We start from the raw sequence: 18,914 nt of genomic DNA on the forward strand, positions 1-18,914 counted from the left end.
GGATGTCGGTGCGGTGAGTCCGCCGTACCGCTGCCGAACTGCGGGAGGCCTGCCGTGCGAGTTGGTGAGCAGTCGACGGATCCCATCGACCAGGTACTGGGTGAGGTGCCATTGCCGGCACCGCTGACCCCGGAGGATGTCCGGCTCGCGGTCCGGGCGGTGGTCGTGCACACCGCCGAGGAGTGGCCGACCGGGCCGCTGTGTCGCAACGACGGTGCCTCCTACCCGTGCCGCCTGCACCGTTGGGGGCGCCGGGTGTTGGAGACACACGGGCTCAACGAGCGGCAGATCGAGGCGTTGATCCGGCACGGCAATCCGTTCGTGCACGTGCCCTTCCCGTTCACGGCGACCGGGCCGTCGCGGCAACAGGCCGCGCGGGTCGTCCCCCAGGGGATACGGCCCACCGCAGCTGGCCGGCCGGTGACTCCCCCCGTCACCGCGCCGCGCTGGCCCCGGGCGAGCTGAGCGCGCTACCCATCCGCCCACCAGCCCCGGGGCGACACGACGTCGGCCCGGCGCGAAGATTCCCCCTCCGCGTCGGGTCGACGTCGCTCTGAACGGGTGGGCTCAGTTGCCGACCCCGCAGTCCGGGGCGGACCAGCTCGTCGTGTTCGAGCTGCGGTCGTTGTTGTTCTCCCGACGCGAGTCAACATGCACGTGGTCGTCGTGGTCGGGGTAGCCCGGCCCGTAGACCCCACTGAAGCCGTTGTTCCGGGCGTTGCGGGCGACCTGGCACAGCGAGGACGTCCGTGAGGTCACGTCGGCCGCGTTGCCGTACAGGTGCTGGCTGTCGGACGCGCCGCCGACCTGGTTGTTGCAGGCGCGACTGCGGAATCCGCTCGACACGTAGAGCGGCTTGTTGCCGAGGCCCTTGCGCAGCGCCTCCAGCTTCCACATGGTGCGCAGCGCGTTCTGCTTGGTCTGGTTCGCCGACAGCGGGCCACCGCTCCACCCGCTCCCGCCGCACCCGTTGTCCAGCTCGTTGTAGCTGAAGTGCGCGGGTGTGCAGTCGTTGTCCTGGAGTTGGTACAGCTTGGCGAAGGTCTGTGGCCCGGCGATGCCGTCGGCGCGTAGCCCGTACGCCTGCTGGAACCGCTTGACCGCGGCGGCGGTCTTCGGCCCGTAGCGCCCGTCTTCCTTCACGACGTCCCGGTAACCGGCCCACCCGGCGACCCGGATCTGCAACTGGCGGACGTCGTCTCCGGAGCGCTCTTGGGTCAGGGTGCGGTTCCAGGTGTAACAGCCGTCCGCGTGCGCCGCCGGCGGGGCGATCACCGTGGCGATTGCGGCCCCGGGCAGTGCCAGGGCGAATGCGACGGCGACCCGCTTCAAGGTGTGTACGCGCACAGAAGTCCTCCCGATAGCAGAGCGAATGGGGTGGCTCCAGGACATCGACTGAGAAGTCCCTTGATTTCCACCATGGCACTGGTCGGTGCCTTTCGAGGGGATTAACGAGAATCGTCCTCACAATCGGCTGTTCCTGGGTATTGGCTGGGAATGCAGATGATTTGCGAAACAGCCATTTGCTCCCGATCGGCCCTTCCATGGCCAAGCACACCGAACGTCGCAATCTGCCACACCGAGGGTGATGTTCCCGGGGTGATGGTGACCGGTAACGTCAGCCCCGGGGCGGCGGACTGGCGGAGGTGCGCGTGGCACGGGGTGGCGTCTTCTGTGTCGAGGGTCAGTGGCACCGTGACCTCAACGAGCGCGGCTCGGTGCTGCCCACGCTGGAGCTGCTGGAGCGGCTGGGCAAGATCCGCTTCATCCACAAGGACGCGGCCACCCGCGACGAGCTGTTCTACTTCCTGGACCGCTGGCTGCTCAAGCAGTACGCCGACCACCGGGTCGGCTTTTTCGCCATGCACGGCGAGCCGAGCCGGCTCTGCCTCACCGACTGGCAGTCGGTGGAGTTGAACGAGGTGGCCGACCTGATGGCCGGCCGCGCCGAGGGGCGCCGGCTCTATTTCGGCAGCTGCTCGGTGCTGCGCGCCTCGGACGCGGTGCTGCGCGAGTTCCTGGAGGTCACCGGAGCCGCTCTGATCTGCGGTTTCACCCGGGAAGTCGACTGGGTCGAATCGGCGGCCTTCGAAACCGTCCTGCTCGACGTGCTCGCCAACGGCCAGCGACACAATGCCGCCGAGCTGCGGATGGGTTCCGCGCACTGGGCGCCGCTCGCGTCGTACCTCGGTTTTCGGGTGATCTACGCCAACGGTCGGGCCTGGCGTCCGTCCGGCCGCCCCCGGGTGCCCTCCCAGGCGGTGCACCGGGCCGCGGCCCGACCTCGCTGACCCGCTGCCGCGGCTGCGCCCGCGCCCTGGTAGGAACGGGGAATGGCACGCAGCATCGCAACGAACACCCGGGTCGACCGGGACGGCCTGCTCGACTTCCTCCGGCCGCGACACCGCGTCCTGCTGATGACCACCCGGGCCGACGGGCGCCCGCAGTCCTCCCCGGTCTCCGCCGGGGTCGACGGGCAGGGCCGGTTGGTCGTCTCCAGCTACCCCGAGCGGGCAAAGGTCAGCAACATCCGCCGCGACCCCAGAGTCTCGGCCTGTGTGCTCAGCGACGACTGGAACGGCCCCTGGGTGCAGGTCGACGGCACCGCCGAGGTGCTGGACCTGCCCGAGGCGCTGGAGCCGCTGGTCGAGTACTTCCGCAGCATCTCCGGCGAGCACCCGGACTGGGACGACTACCGGGCGGCCATGGTGCGCCAGGGCAAGTCGCTGATCCGGGTCACCATCGATGCCTGGGGTCCGATCGCCACCGGCGGCTTCCCGGCCCGCCTCGCCTAGATCGCGCGCCGGCCCGCCCCGCTGCCCAACCCGCGTCGAGTTGGCGGCCAACCCCGAGATTCCGGTCCTTTGCTCTGCTTACCTGGATGCGCCATTCGCTGTCATGTCGCACATAGGCAAGCAGAGCAAAGGCGGGTTGGGCGGGGAGCGTCTGCGCCGGGGAGGAACGACAAGGCGGCTCGTAGCCGTCAGTCGGTCAGCGCGGCGTAGACCAGCTGGCGCAGCTGGGAGCGGAGCGGGTACGTGCTGGACGGCATCAGCTGGGTGAACAGCAGCGCGGTGATCTCCTCGGCCGGGTCGACCCAGAACGCCGTGCTGGCCACCCCGCCCCAGTAGTACTCGCCGACGCTGCTCGGCACCCGGCTGGGGATCGGGTCGTCGACCACCGCGAAGCCGAGGCCGAAACCGATCCCGTCCAGGGTGGTCTCGGCGAAGCCGCCGGTGGACAGGGTGCCCAGGTCCTGACCGCCGGGCAGGTGGTTGCGGGTCATGAAGCGCACCGTGCGCGGCCCGAGCAACCGGACGCCGTCCAGCTCGCCGCCGCGCAGCAGCAGCGTCGTGAACCGGTGGTAGTCGGCGGCGCTGGAGATCAGGCCACCGCCGCCGGAGAGCAGCGCCGGCTTGCTGAACGCGAGCGACCCGAGGCTGTCGTAGCGGACGGCCCGGCCGCTGCGCGGTTCCGGTACGTAGAGGGCGGCCAGCCGGTCGGCCTCGTCGCCCTCCACCCACCAGCGGGTGTCGGTCATGCCCAGCGGGCCGAAGATCCGGTCGGCGAAGAACGCGTCGAGGCTCTGCCCGGAGATCACCTCGACGAGTCGGCCGAGCACGTCGGTGGCGACGGAGTACCCCCACGCCGAGCCGGGCTGGAACAGCAGCGGCAGCTCGCCGAAGGTCGCGCAGGCGGCGGCCAGGTCGACGTCCGCCGGCGGGTACAGGTCGTAGCCGGCCGCCCGGTAGAGCCCGTCGACCACCGAGGTCTGCATGAAGCCGTACGTCAGGCCGGCCGTGTGGGTGAGCAGGTGCCAGACCCGGATCGGCTCGACCGCCGGCACCGTGTACGGCTTGAGCGCCGACCCCTTGGAGTAGACCCGCAGGTCGGCGAACTCGGGCAGCCACCGGCTGATCTCGTCGGTCAGCTCGAACCGGCCCTCCTCCCACAGCATCATCGCCGCGACCGAGGTGATCGGCTTGGTCATCGAGTAGATCCGCCAGAGGGTGTCGGCCTCGACCGGTGCGCCCGACTCCCGGTCGCGCAGCCCGTACGTCGAGGAGTGCGCCACCTCGCCGCGCCGGGCGACCACCACCTGCCAGCCGGCCAGCCGGCCGTCGTCGACGTACCGACCGAAGTGCTCGTCGATCCGCGCCAGCCGCGCCGGGTCGAAACCGACCTGATCCGGGTCCTTGCTCCGAGCCACACTCACGCCGCCGAACCTACTCGCCGGTACGCCGTCACCGGAAGGGGCCCGCCTGCCGTCCGCCGTCGGCGGCGCCCACTAGCCTGGCCGGATGCCGGAGTTGACCGAGGACGTGACCTTCCGCAACGAGGACTGGTACGGCGAGGAGCTGACCGACCGGCACTTCGTGGGTTGCGAGTTCTTCGGGGTGGACCTGACCGAGGCGGTGAGCAGAGGCGCGGTCTTCACCGGGTGCACGTTCGGCAACGTGGCGTTCAACGCCTCCCGACACGTCGACTCCGCCTTCACCCGTTGCGTCTTTCGGCGGTGCAACTTCTTCGAGGCCGAATTCACCGGCTGCAAGCTGGTCGGCAGCACCTTCAGCGAGTGCGACCTGCGTCCGTTGACAGTGGACGGCGGCGACTGGTCCTTCGCCGCGCTGCCCGGTGCCGACCTGCGCGGCGTTCGACTGCTCGGGGTGCGCATGCGCGAGGTGGACCTCACCAGGGCCAACCTCACCGGTGCCACGGTCACTGGCGTCGATCTTTCCGGCGCGCAGTTGAACAACGTCCGGCTCGGTGGCGCCGACCTGCGGGGCAGCGATCTCACCGCGCTGGACCCGACGGTCGTCGAGCGGGCCGGTGCCGTCATCGACCTCGAGCAGGCCGTGGTGATCGCGCAGTTGCTCGGCTTCCGGGTCGGTTGACGCCAAAGGCGCAGGTGTTCCGTCCACGCGGAGCCAGGTTGTCCGACAGCGTCCCGTTCTGGGGGTGGACACGTCCGGTAGTCCGGATCTAGCGTGTCGTCCACGCCCGGGTAAACGTGAAACGGCCCACAGTGGACGGTGTGGTCCGCGACGGTCCATGACGGCCGGGCGGCGGAGTTGGAGGGGTCGGTGGCGGACGAAGACCGCACGCGGGCTGGTTCGAATGCTGAAGACGCGCCGCCGAGGCATCGTCCGCGTACCAGTGCCGCCGGGGAGAACCGCAGCGTGCTGCGCCGAGCCCGACGGCGGCGACGCCGGGCGATGGAGGGGACCGCCGTACTCGTCTGCCTGGTGCTGCTGGTCTCGTACCTCAGCATCCGGTCCGGTCCGGAGCCGGACGACGACCAGGCCGGTCCGGGCGGCGTGACCGCCGGGGCGGCCCGTTCCCCCGTTCTCCCGGCCTCCGGTGGGGGCACCGGCGAGGCGGGGCCGGCGACGCCCGGCCTGCGTCCGCGCCAGCGCCCACCCTCGCCGGACCCGACGCCGTCGGCCAGCGCGCCCGCCCCGCCCCCGGCCAAGCCCGGCGCGCCGCCGCTGTCGGTGAGCCGGGGGGAGATGCCCGCCTCCGTCGACCTCACCGCCGTGGGCGCTCGGGACTGGGTGCACTGGGGGGAGAGCGGCGGCCGATCGACGAACCGCAAGCGCTCCGGCTCTGGCGAGATCATCGACGGGGGTGGCGCCGGCAGCCGGGTCGGCTGGGATGGCAACCAGGAGTACGTCCGCTGGTCCGACGGCACGCCGGAGAGGTCGACGAACGGCACCTCAAACGGCGTCTACACCTGCGGTGCCGGAAACGGGTTCAACCTCGCCATCGCCGGCAGCGGCGAGCCGCGCACGGTCCAGCTCTACGGCGGCATCTGGATGGCTCGGGGGCGACTGGAGGCGCGGCTGTCCACCGGCGGGCCCGCCAGCACCGCTCGACTGGAGGACCCCTACACCAGTCAGAGTGCCCAGTTCACCATCCGCTTCACGCTGCCGAAGGGTGCCCGACTGCTACTGAACTGGACCGTCGAGAAGGTCTTCACGCCGCACTGCGGCAACGTCGGCCTCCAGGCCGTGACGGTGCGCTGACTGACTGGCCGATCGCTGGCTGTACCCGCGGCGGGACAGTTTGTCCGTCGCGGACCGTCTGACACGTCGTAACTTTCTGCTGTCCCCATCCGACCATCCAGTGTGGAGGCAGCGGAGATGAGTAGCAGCACCGCCCACCGCGTCCGTCGTGCCGCTTCGTCCGGCACCGGTGAAGCGTCCGGGGATGTTCTTCGCGACATTCCCCTGCCGCCGTACGTGACGGGCGAGGACACCCAGTTCGCCGTACGGGCGGTGGTGGTGCACGCCCCCCGGCGGTGGTCCGGCGGGGTGGTCTGCCGCAACGATGCCAGCCCGCACCCGTGCCGCCTGCACCGCTGGGGCACCCGCGTCTTGGCGCTGCGCGGGCTGCGGGCCGCTGAGATCGCCGCGCTCATCGAGCGTGGCGACCCGACGGCGGTGGTCCCCCCACCGGACCGTCCGGCCTGAGCGCCCGGCGGGCCGGAAGGCGCGTTCGCGCCTCCCGGCCGCCGCTCAGCAGGTGATCGGTTTGACCCAGGAGCACTCGACGCCCTCCGGGGTACGCGGCGTCTCCGGCACCGCCGGCGGTGCCACTCGGGCCGTCGACGAACCACCCTCGCGGAACCCGGCCAGCGCCACCGCGATCCGGTCCTCCAGCGACTTCACCGAAGCCGTCAGATAGTTGTTCAGCAGAATCGAGAACGCCAGCAGTCGACCGTCGGCGCTGGTGACGTAGCCGGAGAGCCCGGAGACACCGGTCAGGCTGCCGGTCTTGGCGTGCACGTTGCCCGCCGCCGGCGTGCCGGCCATCCGGCTGCGCAGGGTGCCGCCGACGAACCGCTCGGGCTGGCCGGCGATCGGCAGCGCCGCGTACCAGGTCGCGAACCACGGTTCGGCGCGGACGGCGCTCAGCAGGTCGACGAATTCCGTCGCCGGGACCAGGTTGCGCCGGGACAATCCTGAGCCGTCGCGCTGGCGCAGCTTCCCGGTGTCCATTCCGGTGTCAGCGACGTATTCACTGATCGCGGTGATTCCGGCCGTCCAGGTGCCCGAGCCGGAGAGCACCCGACCGATCTCCTTGGTCAACACCTCGGCGTGCCCGTTGTTGGACAACTTGAGGAACGGCGTCATCAGCTTGCTCAGGCTCATCGAGTCGTGTCGCGCGACCGGGCTGGCCCTCTCCGGGGTGGGCTGGCCGAGCACGGTCCGGCCGAGCACCCGGACACCGTGGCGGTGCAGCGCGGCCCGGAACACGTCGGCCGCGTAGCCGGTGGGTTCCCAGACGGTGACCCAGTCGCTGGCGGGCTCGTCGCCGACGGCGATCTGACCGGTCACCACGACGGTGTTGCCGCCGTGCTCGCGCTCGATCGAGATGGAGGTCTCGCCGTCGCTGACCGTCTGGGCGCGGTTGTCGACGCGGACGTACCCGGTGGCGGGGGTGGTGGTGACCACCGGCGGGGCACCGGCCTGGCCGGCCGGTGCGGCGTGCACGATCACGGTGCCCGCGTCGTAGTCGGTGTCCGGGGCGACAGTCAGCGCGGAGACCTGGGCGGCGTAGTAGTAGGGCTCGTCGTCCCAGGTCCAGTCGGGGCCGAGTCGGGTGCGGTCGTAGCGGGTGTCGTCGGCGACCAAATTCCCGGTGACCACCCGTACGCCGCCGGCGGCGACCTGCGCGGCGAGCGCGTCGTAGTCGGCGGCGAGCATGGTCGGGTCGCCCCCGCCGCGCAGGTAGAGGTTGCCGGAGAGCAGGCCGCCGCGGCGCTTGCCGCTGGACAGCACGTCGGTGCTGAAGCGGTGGCCCGGGCCGAGCAGCTCAAGGGCCGCGGTCGAGGTCAGCAGCTTGGTGTTGGACGCTGGCACCAGCCGGCGGTCACCGTTGCGGTCGTAGAGCGTCTGTCCGGTGCTGGTGTCGACCACGACCACCGACGCCTGCGCGCCGGCCAGCCGGGTGTCGGCGAGGATCGTGTCGATGGTGGCGCGCAGCTGGGTGGTCGCCGGGGTGGGCGACTCGGCCGTGGCGCCGGGCGCGCCTGCGGTGGCCGCGGTGGCGACCAGCGCGAGCAGCGCGAGGGCCCGGGGAAAGTGACGGCGATGCATCCGCTGATGCTGTCACGGAGATATTCGCCGGAGAAGACCCTCAGGCGAAAGATATTGCCGTCTGGGCTACTTCGGCCCGCCCACCGACTTCTCGTGACCACCCCAGTAGTGCCGCTGCGCACCCATGACCAGCGGTGCGACCAGCGCGGCAAGCGCCCCACCGAGCAGCGGAAAGACGATGAACACCCAGAGCTGCCGCAGCGCCACGCCACCCTCGAAGATCGCCGGGCCGAACGCGCGGGCCGGATTGACCGCCGCGCCGGTCAGCGTCAGGCCCACCAGTTGGGTGACGGCGAGGGCCAACCCGATGGCCAGCCCGGCGGTGCCCGGATTCTCGCTCCGACTGGTCACCACCAGTACGACCAGCACGAAAAGGAAGGTCAGCACCAGTTCCAGCACCGCAGCGCCACCCCGGTTGATGTGTGCCCCGTAACCATTCGTGCCCAGCGCCCCGGTCTGGTCCGCGACGTCACCCCAGCGGGTGAGCGCCCAGAGGATGAAGGCCGCGATGGTCGCGCCGACGAACTGGGCGATCCAGTACGCCACCGCCCCGAGCGCCGAGACCTTTCCGGAGAGCAGCACACCGAGCGTCACCGCCGGGTTGACGTGGCTGCCGGAGAGCGGGCCGATCGTGTAGACGAGGGCCACCATCACGAACCCGAAGGCCAGCGCCACCACCACGACGCCACCCTGAACCCGCGCGGCAACGGCGCTGCCCACGCCGAAGAACACCAGCAGCAGGGTGCCGAGCAGTTCGGCCGCGTACCGACGGAAGTCGCTCATCCACTCAGCGTATGTGCAGGTCAGGTGGCTGAAGGTGGAATGGCCGTCTGTGACCGGCGCGACGGTCGACGACGGGCACAGCGGCGACATCGGCGGCGTTGTACCCCACGTGGACACCCACTCCGCGGACGTCGTGGTGATCGGCGCCGGGCAGGCCGGCCTGAGCGCCGGCTATCACCTGCACCGCACCGGCTTCGCGCCCGACAGCGGCTTCGTCATCCTCGACGGCGACAACGGGCCCGGCGGCGCCTGGCAGCACCGCTGGCCGACGCTGGTCTTCGACCGGGTGCACGGCTTTTACGACCTGCCCGGGATGCCGCTCCCGCCGGCCGAGCCACAACGCCCGGCCGCCGAGCAGGTGAGCGCCTACTTCGCCGCGTACGAGAAAGCCTTCGACCTGCCGGTGCGGCGGCCGGTGCGGGTCCGGGCGGTGCGCTCGCGCCCCGACGGCAAGCTCGATGTGCACACCGACCGGGGTAGCTGGACTGCCCGTGCCCTGATCAACGCCACCGGCACCTGGACCCGACCGTTCTGGCCGCACTACCCGGGCCGGTCGACGTTTCGGGGACGGCAGCTGCACACCGCCGACTATCGGGGGCCGGCCGAGTTCACCGGCCTTCGCGTGGTGGTGGTGGGTGGCGGCACCTCGGCCGTGCAACTGCTCGGCGAGGTCTCCACCGTCGCAGCGGCCACCACCTGGGTGACCCGCCGGCCGCCGACGTTCAACGACGAGGAGTTCGGCGTGGAGCTGGGACGCGCCGCCGTGGCCCGGGTGGACGAGGCGGTTCGGGCCGGTCGGCCGCCGGGCAGCGTGGTGGGTGTGACCGGGCTGCCGGTCACTCCGGAGGTACGCCGACTGCGCGAGCGCGGCGTCCTCGACCGGCTACCCGTGTTCGACCGGATCACACCCGACGGGGTGGCCTGGACGGACGGGCGGTTCGTGCCGGCGGACGTGATCCTCTGGTGCACCGGCTTCCGGGCGGCCATCGACCATCTCGCCCCGTTGGGTCTGCGCGCGCCGGGCGGCGGTATCACGATGGACGGCACCCGGGTGGTCGCCGACGAGCGGATTCACCTGGTCGGGTACGGCCCCTCGGCCAGCACGATCGGGGCCAACCGGGCCGGTCGCGCGGCGGTCAACGAGATTCGCGCCTGGCTGGCCCCGGCCGCCGCTCTCCACTGACCTGGCTCTATTTGACGGATGGTCCGCCAGCGGGCACGGTGGGGGTGACGGGGCCCTCAGCTGCCCCGATCCGATGCGACGGCGACGACCGATCGCCCTTCTGTCGCCTCCCACGTGTGCTCGTACGCGGGCCGACTGTCCGGTCCGTGCGGTATCCGACCGCGAGCCGAGAATCCACGAGGAGTTCCATCCATGCTCACCATGACCGATAACGCCGTGCTCGTCATTCGTGACCTCGCCAACCAACAGGACGTCGCCCAGGACGGCGGAGTACGGATCGCCGCCGACACCGAGGCCGGCTCGCTCACCGTCGAGCTGGTGCCCGAGCCGGTGCAGGGCGATCGGGTGGTCGACAACCAGGGTGCCCGGATCTTCCTCGACGAGGACGCCGCCCAGCTGCTCGGTGACGCGTCGGTGGACGCCACCGTCGACGACGAGGGCATCATCCAGTTCGGTTTCACCGAGAGGCAGTAGACGCGCCTCACCGCAGCGGTCGCCCCCGCTGCGGTGGACCCTGCCCGGGGTGCCACCTCGGCGCGCCGTCGACGGCCGGATGCACCAGCGTGGCGAGCACGTGGGCCAGGTGGTGCGAGGTGCTCCAGGCCGCCCAGTTGGCGGTCGAGCCGGCGCCGGCGCCCCTGCGGGCCCGGCGCAGCAGCTCATGGTCACCCCAGGAGAAGGCCGCCCCGGCGGTCGGCCAGTGTGGCGCCGACACCAGCGTGCGACACAGGTCGGCGACCCGGTCATCGACCCGGCCGCCGCGTCGCGCCCAGCGGTAGACCCACCAACTGTCGTCGTCGGTGTATCGCACGGTCGGCAACCGGTCGCCGGGGTCGCCGGTGCCCGGCCCTGCCGGATGGACGCCGTAGTCGCCGTAATCGACCCCGGCGTCGGCCAGTCGTCGCCACAGCTGCCAGTCCCAACGGTCCAGTTGGACCGGCTCGTCGGTGGGCAACCGGGCCAGCGTCGGCGGCATGCCGCCCGCCGCCACCGTCACCGACCGCCAGGCGTGTCGGCGCGCCCAGTCCAGCAGATGGCGTACCCGGGGCTCGGCGGTCCGCACGTCCGCCGGGCAGCACACGTCCCCCGCGTCCACCAGCAGGTCGCACTCCTCCGGAGCAAGGTCGGTGAACCGCCAGATCCGTTCCACAGCGGTGGTGCTCGCGTCCGGCCCGGCCCGGTCGTGACCGGCCCGCAGCCGGATGAGCGCGCGTCGGCCGTACGCCCGCGCCGCCGCGCCGTGCGCGACCAGCCGGTGGTCGCTCTCCGCGAGCCCGATGACCGGCACCACCGGTACGCCCCAGCGGGTCAGCTCCGTCTCGGGGATGTCGGGTAGCGCGCTGACGTCGACGGCGGTCAGCAGCCCGGACGGCAACCGGCGAATGGCGCCCATCATGGACCGGTCGACCGCCCCGATCTCCAGGATCGGGGTGACCAGTGCGGCGTACGCGGGATCGAGGTGGCTCAGGGCCTCAAGCTCGCCCCGTCGGCTGGCGAGGATGGGGCGGTAGACCGGTGCCGCCGCCCGGCCCCCGTGGGCGGGCACCATACTTCAATCTAACGAGGCATGTGCATGTGTCACAGGGATGCAAGTCGGAATTCGGCTGCCTGGCTGTCGGCTCGGCGACTACCATCCCCCGATGCTCACACCAGTTCACCGTTACCGATCCGAGGACGAGGACAGCGCGCGGTGGACCGGTTTCCCGTTCCGCGACGGCGACATCGTGATCAGCACCCGGTCCAAGAGCGGCACCACCTGGATGCAGATGATCTGCGCGCTGCTGGTGCTGGGCACCCCGGAGTTGCCGGCGCCGCTGACCCGGCTCTCGCCGTGGCTGGACTGGTTGGTCGAGCCGCGGGACACCGTGTACGGCCGGCTGGCCGCCCAGCCACACCGGCGGTTCATCAAGACGCACACACCGCTGGACGGGGTGCCACTCGACCCTCGGGTGCACTACGTGGTGGTGGCCCGGCACCCGCTGGACATGGCGGTCTCCCTCTACCACCAGGCCGCCAACCTGGACCGGGCCCGCCTCGCCGAGCTGACCGGTCAACCGGCCCCGGCCGGGCCACCCCGGGAGCGGCCGGCGGTGCGGGAGTGGTTGGCGAGTTGGGTCGACCGGGAGGTGGACCCCCGCGCCGAGCTGGATTCGCTGCCCGGGGTGCTGATGCACCTGAGTGACGCGTGGGCCCGCCGGCACGAGCCGAACATCGAGTTGGTGCACTACGACGACCTGCTGGCCGACCTGGGCGGTGAGATGCGCCGGCTCGCCGACCGGTGGAAACTTCCGAGCCCGGGGCCGGAGCTGATCGAGGCGGCCACCTTCGGTCGGATGCGGGAGCGCGCCGACCGGCTCGCCCCGGACACACTCGGCGTGCTGCGGGACCGGCAGGCGTTCTTTCGCCGGGGAGGCTCAGGCCAGGGCCGCGACCTGCTGGACGAGTCCGCGCGAGCCCGCTATCAGGAACGGGTGGCCGCGCTGGCCCCGCCGGACCTGCTCAGCTGGCTGCACCGCTGAGCCGGACGAGGCTCGAGACACCAGAGCGCACGGCGCCGTTTCGACAGTGGTCGGAACGTCGCCGTGCTCTGGCCGTCTCCCACCACCGCAGCCGTTCGGCGGTACGTCGGCGGGGACCTGGCTCGACCGGCCGTTCGCGCCGGTCAGCGTTGTCGATCCCCGGTCCGCGCAGGTCCAAACCCACTCACCGTGGGAAATTCCACCATTCGCGAGTCCCGGCGTGGCGGACCGCCGGACGGGGTATGAGCGTGGACATGGAGCATTTCACTATCGCGACTGTCGCCGAGCAGAGCCCGGATTTCCGGCGAGTGCTGTGGACCGGCGAGCACACCCAGCTGGTCATCATGACCATCCCCGCCGACGGGGAGATCGGCGAAGAGGTGCACGAGGACATCGACCAGATCCTGACTTTCGTCAGCGGGGTCGGCGAGGCGCGGGTTGCCGGCTCGAAGCGGAAGGTCGTCGCGGGCGACCTGGTCGTGGTGCCGGCCGGCACCAAGCACAACTTCGTCAACACCGGTCCCAACCCGCTGGTGCTGTACACCGTCTACGGGCCGCCTGAGCACGCCGACAAGGCCGTGCACAAGACCAAGGAAGAGGCCGACGCGGCCGAGGCGGCGGGCAAGGACGAGCCGCCGACCGGGTGATCCGTCCGGCCTGATCCGGGCCGATGCGGGTACCCCCGGCGGGTGGAGCAGCAGCCGCCGATCTCCGACTACGGGTTCCTCTCGGACTCCCGTTCGGGGGCGTTGGTCGGCAGGGACGGCTCGATCGACTGGTGGTGCCCGCATCGGTTCGACGGGTCGTCCGTGTTCGCGCGGTTGCTCGACCCCAGAGCCGGCCACTTCCGGCTGGCGCCGGTAGGGGTCGGCGGCCCGGGTCACCGGGTGGAGCGCGCGTACCTGCCGGACACGTTGGTGCTGCGGACGGTGCACCACACCCCGCACGGCAGCGTGGCGGTCATCGACGCCCTCGCCGCCGAGTTCGGCGCCCGCGCCCACCAGGTGGGTAAGAACTCACCCGCCGTGCTGATCCGGGTGGTCCAGGGGCTGTCCGGGCGGGTGCGGATGGCGCTGGACTTCGCGCCTCGCCCGGAGTACGGCCTGCTCACGCCGTACCTGCACGAGCAGCCGGACGGCGGGGTGCTGGCCGGCGCCGGCCCCGTGGTGCTGGTGTTGCACGCCGGGGGCCTGCACCTGCGGGCGGGCGCCGACCGGGTGACCCACGAGTTCGAGGTCTCGGCGGGTCAGGTGATCGGCATGGACCTGGCCTTCGGCGAGGCGTACGGCGACCCACCGGTTCGGATGGACCCGCTGACCACCCTCGCTGACACGAAACAGGCGTGGGAGGCGTTCCGGGAGACGCACGGGTATTCCGGCCGCTATCCCGAGCTCGTCAGACACAGCTCGACGGTCCTGACCGGCCTCACGTACGCCCGCAGTGGCGCGGTCGTCGCAGCGCTGACCTCCTCGCTGCCGGAGCAGATCGGCGGCGATCGGAACTACGACTACCGCTACTCCTGGCTGCGGGACTTCTCGTTGACGATGCGGGCGCTCTGGGTGGCGGCCTGCCCCGACGAGGCGTCCCGGCTGTTCGCCTGGGCGACCCGCTCGATCGGCCGGTTCGGCGATGATCCCGTCCCGGTGCTCTTCGGGGTGGAGGGTGAGCGCGACATCTCCGAGCACCAGTGCCCCCACCTGCGCGGATACCGCGGCAGCGGGCCCGTGCGGGTCGGCAACGAAGCCTGGCGGCAGCGGCAGCTCGACGTGCCGGGTGAGGTGATGTCCGCGGTGTCGCAGCTGCGCGACTACCTCGGCGTGACGTTCGAGGACGAGTTGCGGGAGATGGTGCTCGGGCTGACCGAGCAGGTGGCCGCGACGTGGCGCCTGCCGGACCGGGGCATCTGGGAGACCCGGGACGAGGATCGCCACTACCTCTTCTCCAAGGTGGCCTGCTGGCTCACCATGGACCGGGCGGTGGGGCTCGCCGACCGGCTCGGCGATCGGGCCGACCCACGTCGCTGGGCCAAGATCCGCGACGAGATCCGTGAGACCGTGCTGCGCGAGGGGTGGAATGAGCGGACCGGGGCGTTCACCGGCGCGTTCGGATCACCGGAGCTGGACGCCTCGGTGCTCGCCCTGCCAGTCATGCACTTCCTGCCGGCCACCGACCCGCGGATGCGCTCGACCATCGCGGTGGTCGAGCGCGAGCTGGGCGCCGAGGACGGGCTCCTGCGGCGGTGGACGACCGACCCGGCCGGTTTCCTGCTGTGCTCGTTCTGGCTGGTGGAGTGCCTGGTGATGACGGGTGAGCAGCAGCGGGCCGAGGCGCTCTTCGAGCGGGTCGTCGGGCACGCCAACGACGTGGGGTTGTTCAGCGAACAGATCGACCTGTCCACCGGGATGCAGCTCGGCAACACGCCGCAGGCGCTCTCGCACATCGGGCTGATCAACGCGGCCTGGCGGATCACCGAGCCGGACAGCTACTGATGGCTCGGTCGGCCTCTCCGGCCCGGAATCCTGCAACAGACCTGCAAGCGCCAGGCATTGACGCTGATGGTTGGGCGGTCCTAGCCTCGAAAGAGCGGGAAAGCCCTTTCCCCAGGGCTTTGATCCCACTTCACCCCGCTTCGGATCCGGGCACCCAGCGGGGCACACACCGATCCCGTTCAGCGCGCAGCACGCCGTGCCGACCCGTCTCGGTACGGCCGCCGAGGGATCGCCACCACATGCGTCAAGGAGGACACCTGTGCAGAAAACACGACTCCCCGGCCGCCGACCACTCCTGCTCGCGGTGGGTGCCGGCGTGACCGTGGCGGCCCTCGCCGCCGGCATGACCTCGGCCCTCGCGGCCACCGTCTTCAGCGACGACTTCACCGACGGCGACACCTCCGGCTGGTCCAAGTCCGGCGGCACCTGGGCCGTCGACGGCTCGGGCGTGCTCAACCAGTCCAACGCCGGCAGTGAGCTGGCCCGGCAGTTCGCCGGCCAGACCAGCTGGACCAACTACGCGGTGCAGGCCCGGGTCCGGCCGACCAGCTTCGGCTCGTCCAGCGCCCTGGTCGGGCTCGCCGCCCGCTCCACCAGCAGCACCAGGATGTACCGGCTGGCCCTGCTCGGCTCCGGCCGGGCCGAACTCCAGGCGGTCAACGGCAGCTCCATCACGGCCATCGGCTCGGCCGCGCTGGGCATCGGCACCGGCACCTGGTACACCCTGCGCATCGAGACCAGCGGGAGCACCATCCGCGGCTTCGTCAACGGCACCCAGATCGCGTCCGGCAGCAACAGCCTGGCCGGCGCGGGCCGGATCGGTCTGGTCACCGCGTACGCCAGCGGCGGCTTCGACGACGTGCTTGTCGACTCCTCCGGCGGCGGCACGCCGACCACGTCGCCACCGACCACCACACCGCCACCGACGACGCCGCCGCCGCCGACCACGACACCGCCGCAGTCGGGCTGGCCGACGCCCACCAGCAGCCAGAAGGTGGACGCGACCATCGCGGTGTCCGGGACCTTCGACGGTGGGCTCAAGCGCTACTACGGCATCGGTGACGGCGGGCAGAGCGAGAGCCAGGACCCGATGTTCGAACTGGCCGCCGGCGCCACCCTGCGCAACGTGATCATCGGCGCCCCGGCCGGCGACGGCGTGCACTGCGAGGGCAACTGCACCCTGATCAACGTCTGGTGGGAGGACGTCGGCGAGGACGCGGCGACCTTCCGGGGCGGCACCACGTACACCGTCGACGGCGGCGGGGCGCGCTCCGCCAGCGACAAGGTCTTCCAGCACAACGGCTCGGGCACCGTCTACATCAAGAACTTCCGGGTGGAGAACGCCGGGAAGCTCTACCGGGCCTGCGGCAACTGCTCCACGTCGTACCAGCGGCACGTGGTGATCGACAATGTGACCGTCCGGAACACCGACGCGATCGCCGGCATCAACACCAACTGGGGCGACACCGCCCGGTTCAGCCGGATCACCATCCTCGGCGACCCGGACCGGGAGACCTCGATCTGCGTGAAGTACAAGGGCGTGCCAAAGGGCAGCGAGCCGACCGAGATCGGCGAGGGCGCCGACGGCGTCAACTGCCTCTACTCGCCCTCGGACATCACCTATCAGTAGACCGGCACGGCGGCACCCCGCGCACCGCCCGGTCCGCGGGGTGCCGTCACCTCACCCCATCAGGGGTACGCCGGACACGTCGACCGTGTCCGGATACTTCAGCCCGGCGCCGGTGTTGAGCACCACCACCCGCTCGCCGGCCCGGATCCACCCGCCGGCGCGCAGTTGCTTGGCCGCGGTGAGGCAGGCCGCCCCCTCCGGGCAGAGCAGCAGCCCCTCCCGGGCGGCGAAGTCCCGCAGGTCGGCCAGGATGTCCGCGTCGTCGACGGCGACGGCCGTGCCGGAGGACTCCCGCAGCGCCGCCAGGATCAACTCGTCGCCCAGCGGGGCCGGCACGGTGATGCCGAACGCCACTGTGTGCGCGTCCGCCCACGGCTGCGCCCGATCCTCACCGGCGGCGAACGCCCGCACGATCGGCGCGCAGCCGGTGGACTGCACCGCCACCAGCCGGGGCAGCTTGTCGCCGATCCAGCCCAGCTCGCCCATCTCGTGCAGCGCCTTGTGGATGCCGATCAGGCCGACCCCGCCACCGGTCGGATAGATGATCACGTCGGGCACCTGCCAGCCGAACTGCTCGACGATCTCGTACCCCATCGTCTTCTTGCCCTCCAGCCGGTAGGGCTCGCGCAGCGTGCCGGCGTCGAAGATCGTGCCGTTCGACGCCGCGATCAGCTCGGCCACCCGCCGACCGGCGTCGCCGATCAGCCCGTCGACCAGGCGCAGGTCCGCGCCGGCGGCCACGCACTCGCGCCGGCAGATGCTCGGCGCGCCCAGCGGCATGACGATGGTCGCGCCCATCCCGGCCCGCGCGGCGTAGGTGGCCCAGGCCGACCCGGCGTTGCCGTTGGTGGGCATCGCGATCCGCTGGACGCCCAGCTCACGGGCCCGGCTCACGCCGACCGCCGCGCCCCGGGCCTTGAACGAGCCGGTCGGAATCAACCCCTCGTCCTTGACCATCAGGTCCGCGACGCCGATCTCGGCACCGTACGCCGGGGCACGCAGCATCGGCGTCCAGCCCTCGCCCAGCGTGGTGACGTGCCGGGGGTCGGCGACCGGCAGCAGCTCGCGGTAGCGCCACAGGTCGGCCGGGCGCAGCGGAAAGCGTTCCGGGGTGACCGCCTTCGCCACGGCCGGCAGGTCGTAGCGGGCCAGCAGCGGCGATCCGCACTCGCAGAGGTTCTGTAACCGGTCGGCGGCGTACTCCTTGCCGCAGCGCGGGCAGTCCAGGTGGGTCAGGTACACGTCGCTCCTTCCCGCCAGACAGCGTCGGTGTCCGGGCCGCGTCCCGCCATCTCGTCCAGCCGGTCGGTCACACCCGCATTCTCCGGCAAACCGGATCAGCGCGCTGGACGCCGGAGTGTCCGGTTCGCTCGGCGGCCGGGGGCGTGGCGGGGTAGAACGGACCTCATGGACCTCACCGACCAGCCCACCGCCCTGCTCCCCGGTGACGTGCGGATTCCCCTGCTCGGCTTCGGCACCTGGAAGGCCACCGGCCAGGCCGGTTACGACGCCGTGCTGGCCGCGCTCGACACCGGCTACCGGCACCTGGACACCGCGACCATGTACGGCAACGAGCGGGAGGTCGGCCGGGCGGTGCGGGAGAGCGGGCTGCGCCGGGAGGACGTCTTCATCACCACCAAGCTCCCGCCCAACCAGGTGGGTCGGGAGCGCGCGACGCTGGAGGCCAGCCTGGAGGCGCTCGGCGTCGAGCACGTGGACCTCTGGCTGATCCACTGGCCGCCGTCGTCCGCCGAAAGCATCCCGATGTGGCGGGAGCTGTTGGCCGCCCGGGACGAGAACCTGACCCGGGCGGTCGGGGTCAGCAACTACAGCACCGCCCAGATCGACGAGCTGATCCAGTCCACCGAGGAGAACCCTGCGGTCAACCAGATCCGGTGGAGCCCGTCGCTGTACGACCGGCAGCGGCACGCCGAGCACCGGGACCGGGGCGTCGTGCTGGAGGGGTACAGCCCGTTCAAGAACAGCGACCTCAGTGACCCGGTGCTGACCAGGATCGCCGCGGCGCACGGTGTCTCCCCGGCGCAGGTGGTGCTGCGCTGGCACATCGACCACGAGATCGTGGTGATCCCGAAGTCGGTGACGCCGGAGCGGATCACCGCCAACTTCGACGTCTTCCACTTCTCGCTGACGGCGGAGGAGATGCGCGACATCGACGCGCTCGGCGAGGTCTGACCCGGCGGTTTCCTT

19 protein-coding genes are annotated in these 18,914 nt (G+C 71.3%); 13 read left to right on the plus strand and 6 right to left on the minus strand.

The annotated features are described in order from the left end of the window. Positions 1–54: 54 nt before the first annotated feature. Complete coding sequence (locus tag ABZU52_RS00300; protein WP_354968925.1) at positions 55–465, plus strand: hypothetical protein; 411 nt, start codon at positions 55–57, stop codon at positions 463–465. Between the two features lie 102 nt (positions 466–567). Here ABZU52_RS00300 and ABZU52_RS00305 read toward each other — a convergent pair whose 3' ends face one another. After that, positions 568–1,347: a D-Ala-D-Ala carboxypeptidase family metallohydrolase gene (locus ABZU52_RS00305; protein ID WP_354968926.1), complete on the minus strand. Its 780-nt coding sequence runs from the start codon at positions 1,345–1,347 to the stop codon at positions 568–570. Positions 1,348–1,652: 305 nt separating this feature from the next. Between ABZU52_RS00305 and ABZU52_RS00310 the strand changes: the two genes are divergently transcribed. Both ABZU52_RS00310 and ABZU52_RS00315 read left to right on the plus strand, forming a co-directional pair. After that, entirely contained in the window at positions 1,653–2,291 is a 639-nt protein-coding gene (locus tag ABZU52_RS00310; RefSeq protein ID WP_354968927.1) for a hypothetical protein, read from the plus strand. Between the two features lie 42 nt (positions 2,292–2,333). After that, positions 2,334–2,795: a PPOX class F420-dependent oxidoreductase gene (locus ABZU52_RS00315; protein ID WP_354968928.1), complete on the plus strand. Its 462-nt coding sequence runs from the start codon at positions 2,334–2,336 to the stop codon at positions 2,793–2,795. A gap of 188 nt (positions 2,796–2,983) precedes the next feature. Here ABZU52_RS00315 and ABZU52_RS00320 read toward each other — a convergent pair whose 3' ends face one another. Next, positions 2,984–4,216: a serine hydrolase domain-containing protein gene (locus ABZU52_RS00320; RefSeq protein ID WP_354968929.1), complete on the minus strand. Its 1,233-nt coding sequence runs from the start codon at positions 4,214–4,216 to the stop codon at positions 2,984–2,986. 85 nt (positions 4,217–4,301) lie between these two features. Between ABZU52_RS00320 and ABZU52_RS00325 the strand changes: the two genes are divergently transcribed. The 3 genes from ABZU52_RS00325 (at position 4,302) to ABZU52_RS00335 (ending at position 6,473) form a co-directional block, all read left to right on the plus strand. Next, positions 4,302–4,895 carry a pentapeptide repeat-containing protein gene (locus ABZU52_RS00325; RefSeq protein WP_354968930.1) on the plus strand — a complete coding sequence of 198 codons (594 nt, stop codon included), beginning with the start codon at positions 4,302–4,304 and terminating at the stop codon, positions 4,893–4,895. A gap of 189 nt (positions 4,896–5,084) precedes the next feature. Continuing rightward, entirely contained in the window at positions 5,085–6,026 is a 942-nt protein-coding gene (locus tag ABZU52_RS00330) for a hypothetical protein (protein ID WP_354968931.1), read from the plus strand. A 117-nt stretch (positions 6,027–6,143) separates the two neighbouring features. Continuing rightward, the gene (locus ABZU52_RS00335; protein ID WP_354968932.1) at positions 6,144–6,473 is read left to right on the plus strand and encodes a hypothetical protein; all 330 of its coding nucleotides are present in this window, start codon (positions 6,144–6,146) and stop codon (positions 6,471–6,473) included. Positions 6,474–6,518: 45 nt separating this feature from the next. Here ABZU52_RS00335 and dacB read toward each other — a convergent pair whose 3' ends face one another. Both dacB and ABZU52_RS00345 read right to left on the minus strand, forming a co-directional pair. Beyond that, on the minus strand, positions 6,519–8,102 hold the full coding sequence (dacB, locus tag ABZU52_RS00340) for a D-alanyl-D-alanine carboxypeptidase/D-alanyl-D-alanine-endopeptidase (protein WP_354968933.1): 1,584 nt from the start codon (positions 8,100–8,102) through the stop codon (positions 6,519–6,521). A gap of 66 nt (positions 8,103–8,168) precedes the next feature. After that, positions 8,169–8,885, minus strand: a complete 717-nt coding sequence (locus ABZU52_RS00345) for an aquaporin (RefSeq protein ID WP_354968934.1) — start codon at positions 8,883–8,885, stop codon at positions 8,169–8,171. A gap of 49 nt (positions 8,886–8,934) precedes the next feature. On the opposite strand from ABZU52_RS00345, the gene ABZU52_RS00350 reads away from it, so the two are divergent. Together ABZU52_RS00350 and ABZU52_RS00355 are read left to right on the plus strand one after the other, a co-directional pair. Then, positions 8,935–10,068 (plus strand): NAD(P)-binding domain-containing protein, encoded by a 1,134-nt coding sequence (locus ABZU52_RS00350; RefSeq protein WP_354968935.1) that lies wholly within the window; start codon positions 8,935–8,937, stop codon positions 10,066–10,068. Between the two features lie 192 nt (positions 10,069–10,260). After that, positions 10,261–10,542: an adhesin gene (locus ABZU52_RS00355; RefSeq protein ID WP_354968936.1), complete on the plus strand. Its 282-nt coding sequence runs from the start codon at positions 10,261–10,263 to the stop codon at positions 10,540–10,542. Positions 10,543–10,549: 7 nt separating this feature from the next. On the opposite strand, the gene ABZU52_RS00360 is transcribed toward ABZU52_RS00355, so the two are convergent. Further along, the gene (locus ABZU52_RS00360; RefSeq protein WP_354968937.1) at positions 10,550–11,617 is read right to left on the minus strand and encodes a hypothetical protein; all 1,068 of its coding nucleotides are present in this window, start codon (positions 11,615–11,617) and stop codon (positions 10,550–10,552) included. Between the two features lie 91 nt (positions 11,618–11,708). Here ABZU52_RS00360 and ABZU52_RS00365 point away from each other — a divergent pair, with 91 nt between their 5' ends. The 4 genes from ABZU52_RS00365 (at position 11,709) to ABZU52_RS00380 (ending at position 16,706) form a co-directional block, all read left to right on the plus strand. Continuing rightward, positions 11,709–12,587, plus strand: coding sequence for a sulfotransferase domain-containing protein (locus ABZU52_RS00365; RefSeq protein ID WP_354968938.1), 879 nt, complete (start codon positions 11,709–11,711; stop codon positions 12,585–12,587). Positions 12,588–12,841: 254 nt separating this feature from the next. Next, the gene (locus ABZU52_RS00370) at positions 12,842–13,234 is read left to right on the plus strand and encodes a cupin domain-containing protein (protein ID WP_354968939.1); all 393 of its coding nucleotides are present in this window, start codon (positions 12,842–12,844) and stop codon (positions 13,232–13,234) included. Positions 13,235–13,276: 42 nt separating this feature from the next. Further along, entirely contained in the window at positions 13,277–15,076 is a 1,800-nt protein-coding gene (locus tag ABZU52_RS00375) for a glycoside hydrolase family 15 protein (RefSeq protein WP_354968940.1), read from the plus strand. A gap of 259 nt (positions 15,077–15,335) precedes the next feature. Continuing rightward, positions 15,336–16,706: a pectate lyase gene (locus ABZU52_RS00380; protein WP_354968941.1), complete on the plus strand. Its 1,371-nt coding sequence runs from the start codon at positions 15,336–15,338 to the stop codon at positions 16,704–16,706. A gap of 51 nt (positions 16,707–16,757) precedes the next feature. Here the strand turns inward: ABZU52_RS00380 and ABZU52_RS00385 are convergent, their stop codons facing one another. Continuing rightward, positions 16,758–17,948: a threonine synthase gene (locus ABZU52_RS00385; protein WP_354968942.1), complete on the minus strand. Its 1,191-nt coding sequence runs from the start codon at positions 17,946–17,948 to the stop codon at positions 16,758–16,760. A gap of 165 nt (positions 17,949–18,113) precedes the next feature. Here ABZU52_RS00385 and ABZU52_RS00390 point away from each other — a divergent pair, with 165 nt between their 5' ends. Then, the gene (locus ABZU52_RS00390) at positions 18,114–18,899 is read left to right on the plus strand and encodes an aldo/keto reductase (protein ID WP_354968943.1); all 786 of its coding nucleotides are present in this window, start codon (positions 18,114–18,116) and stop codon (positions 18,897–18,899) included. The last annotated feature ends 15 nt before the right edge of the window (positions 18,900–18,914 follow it).

The sequence above is a fragment of the Micromonospora sp. NPDC005220 genome, assembly GCF_040607895.1.
Lineage (GTDB): Bacteria > Actinomycetota > Actinomycetes > Mycobacteriales > Micromonosporaceae > Micromonospora.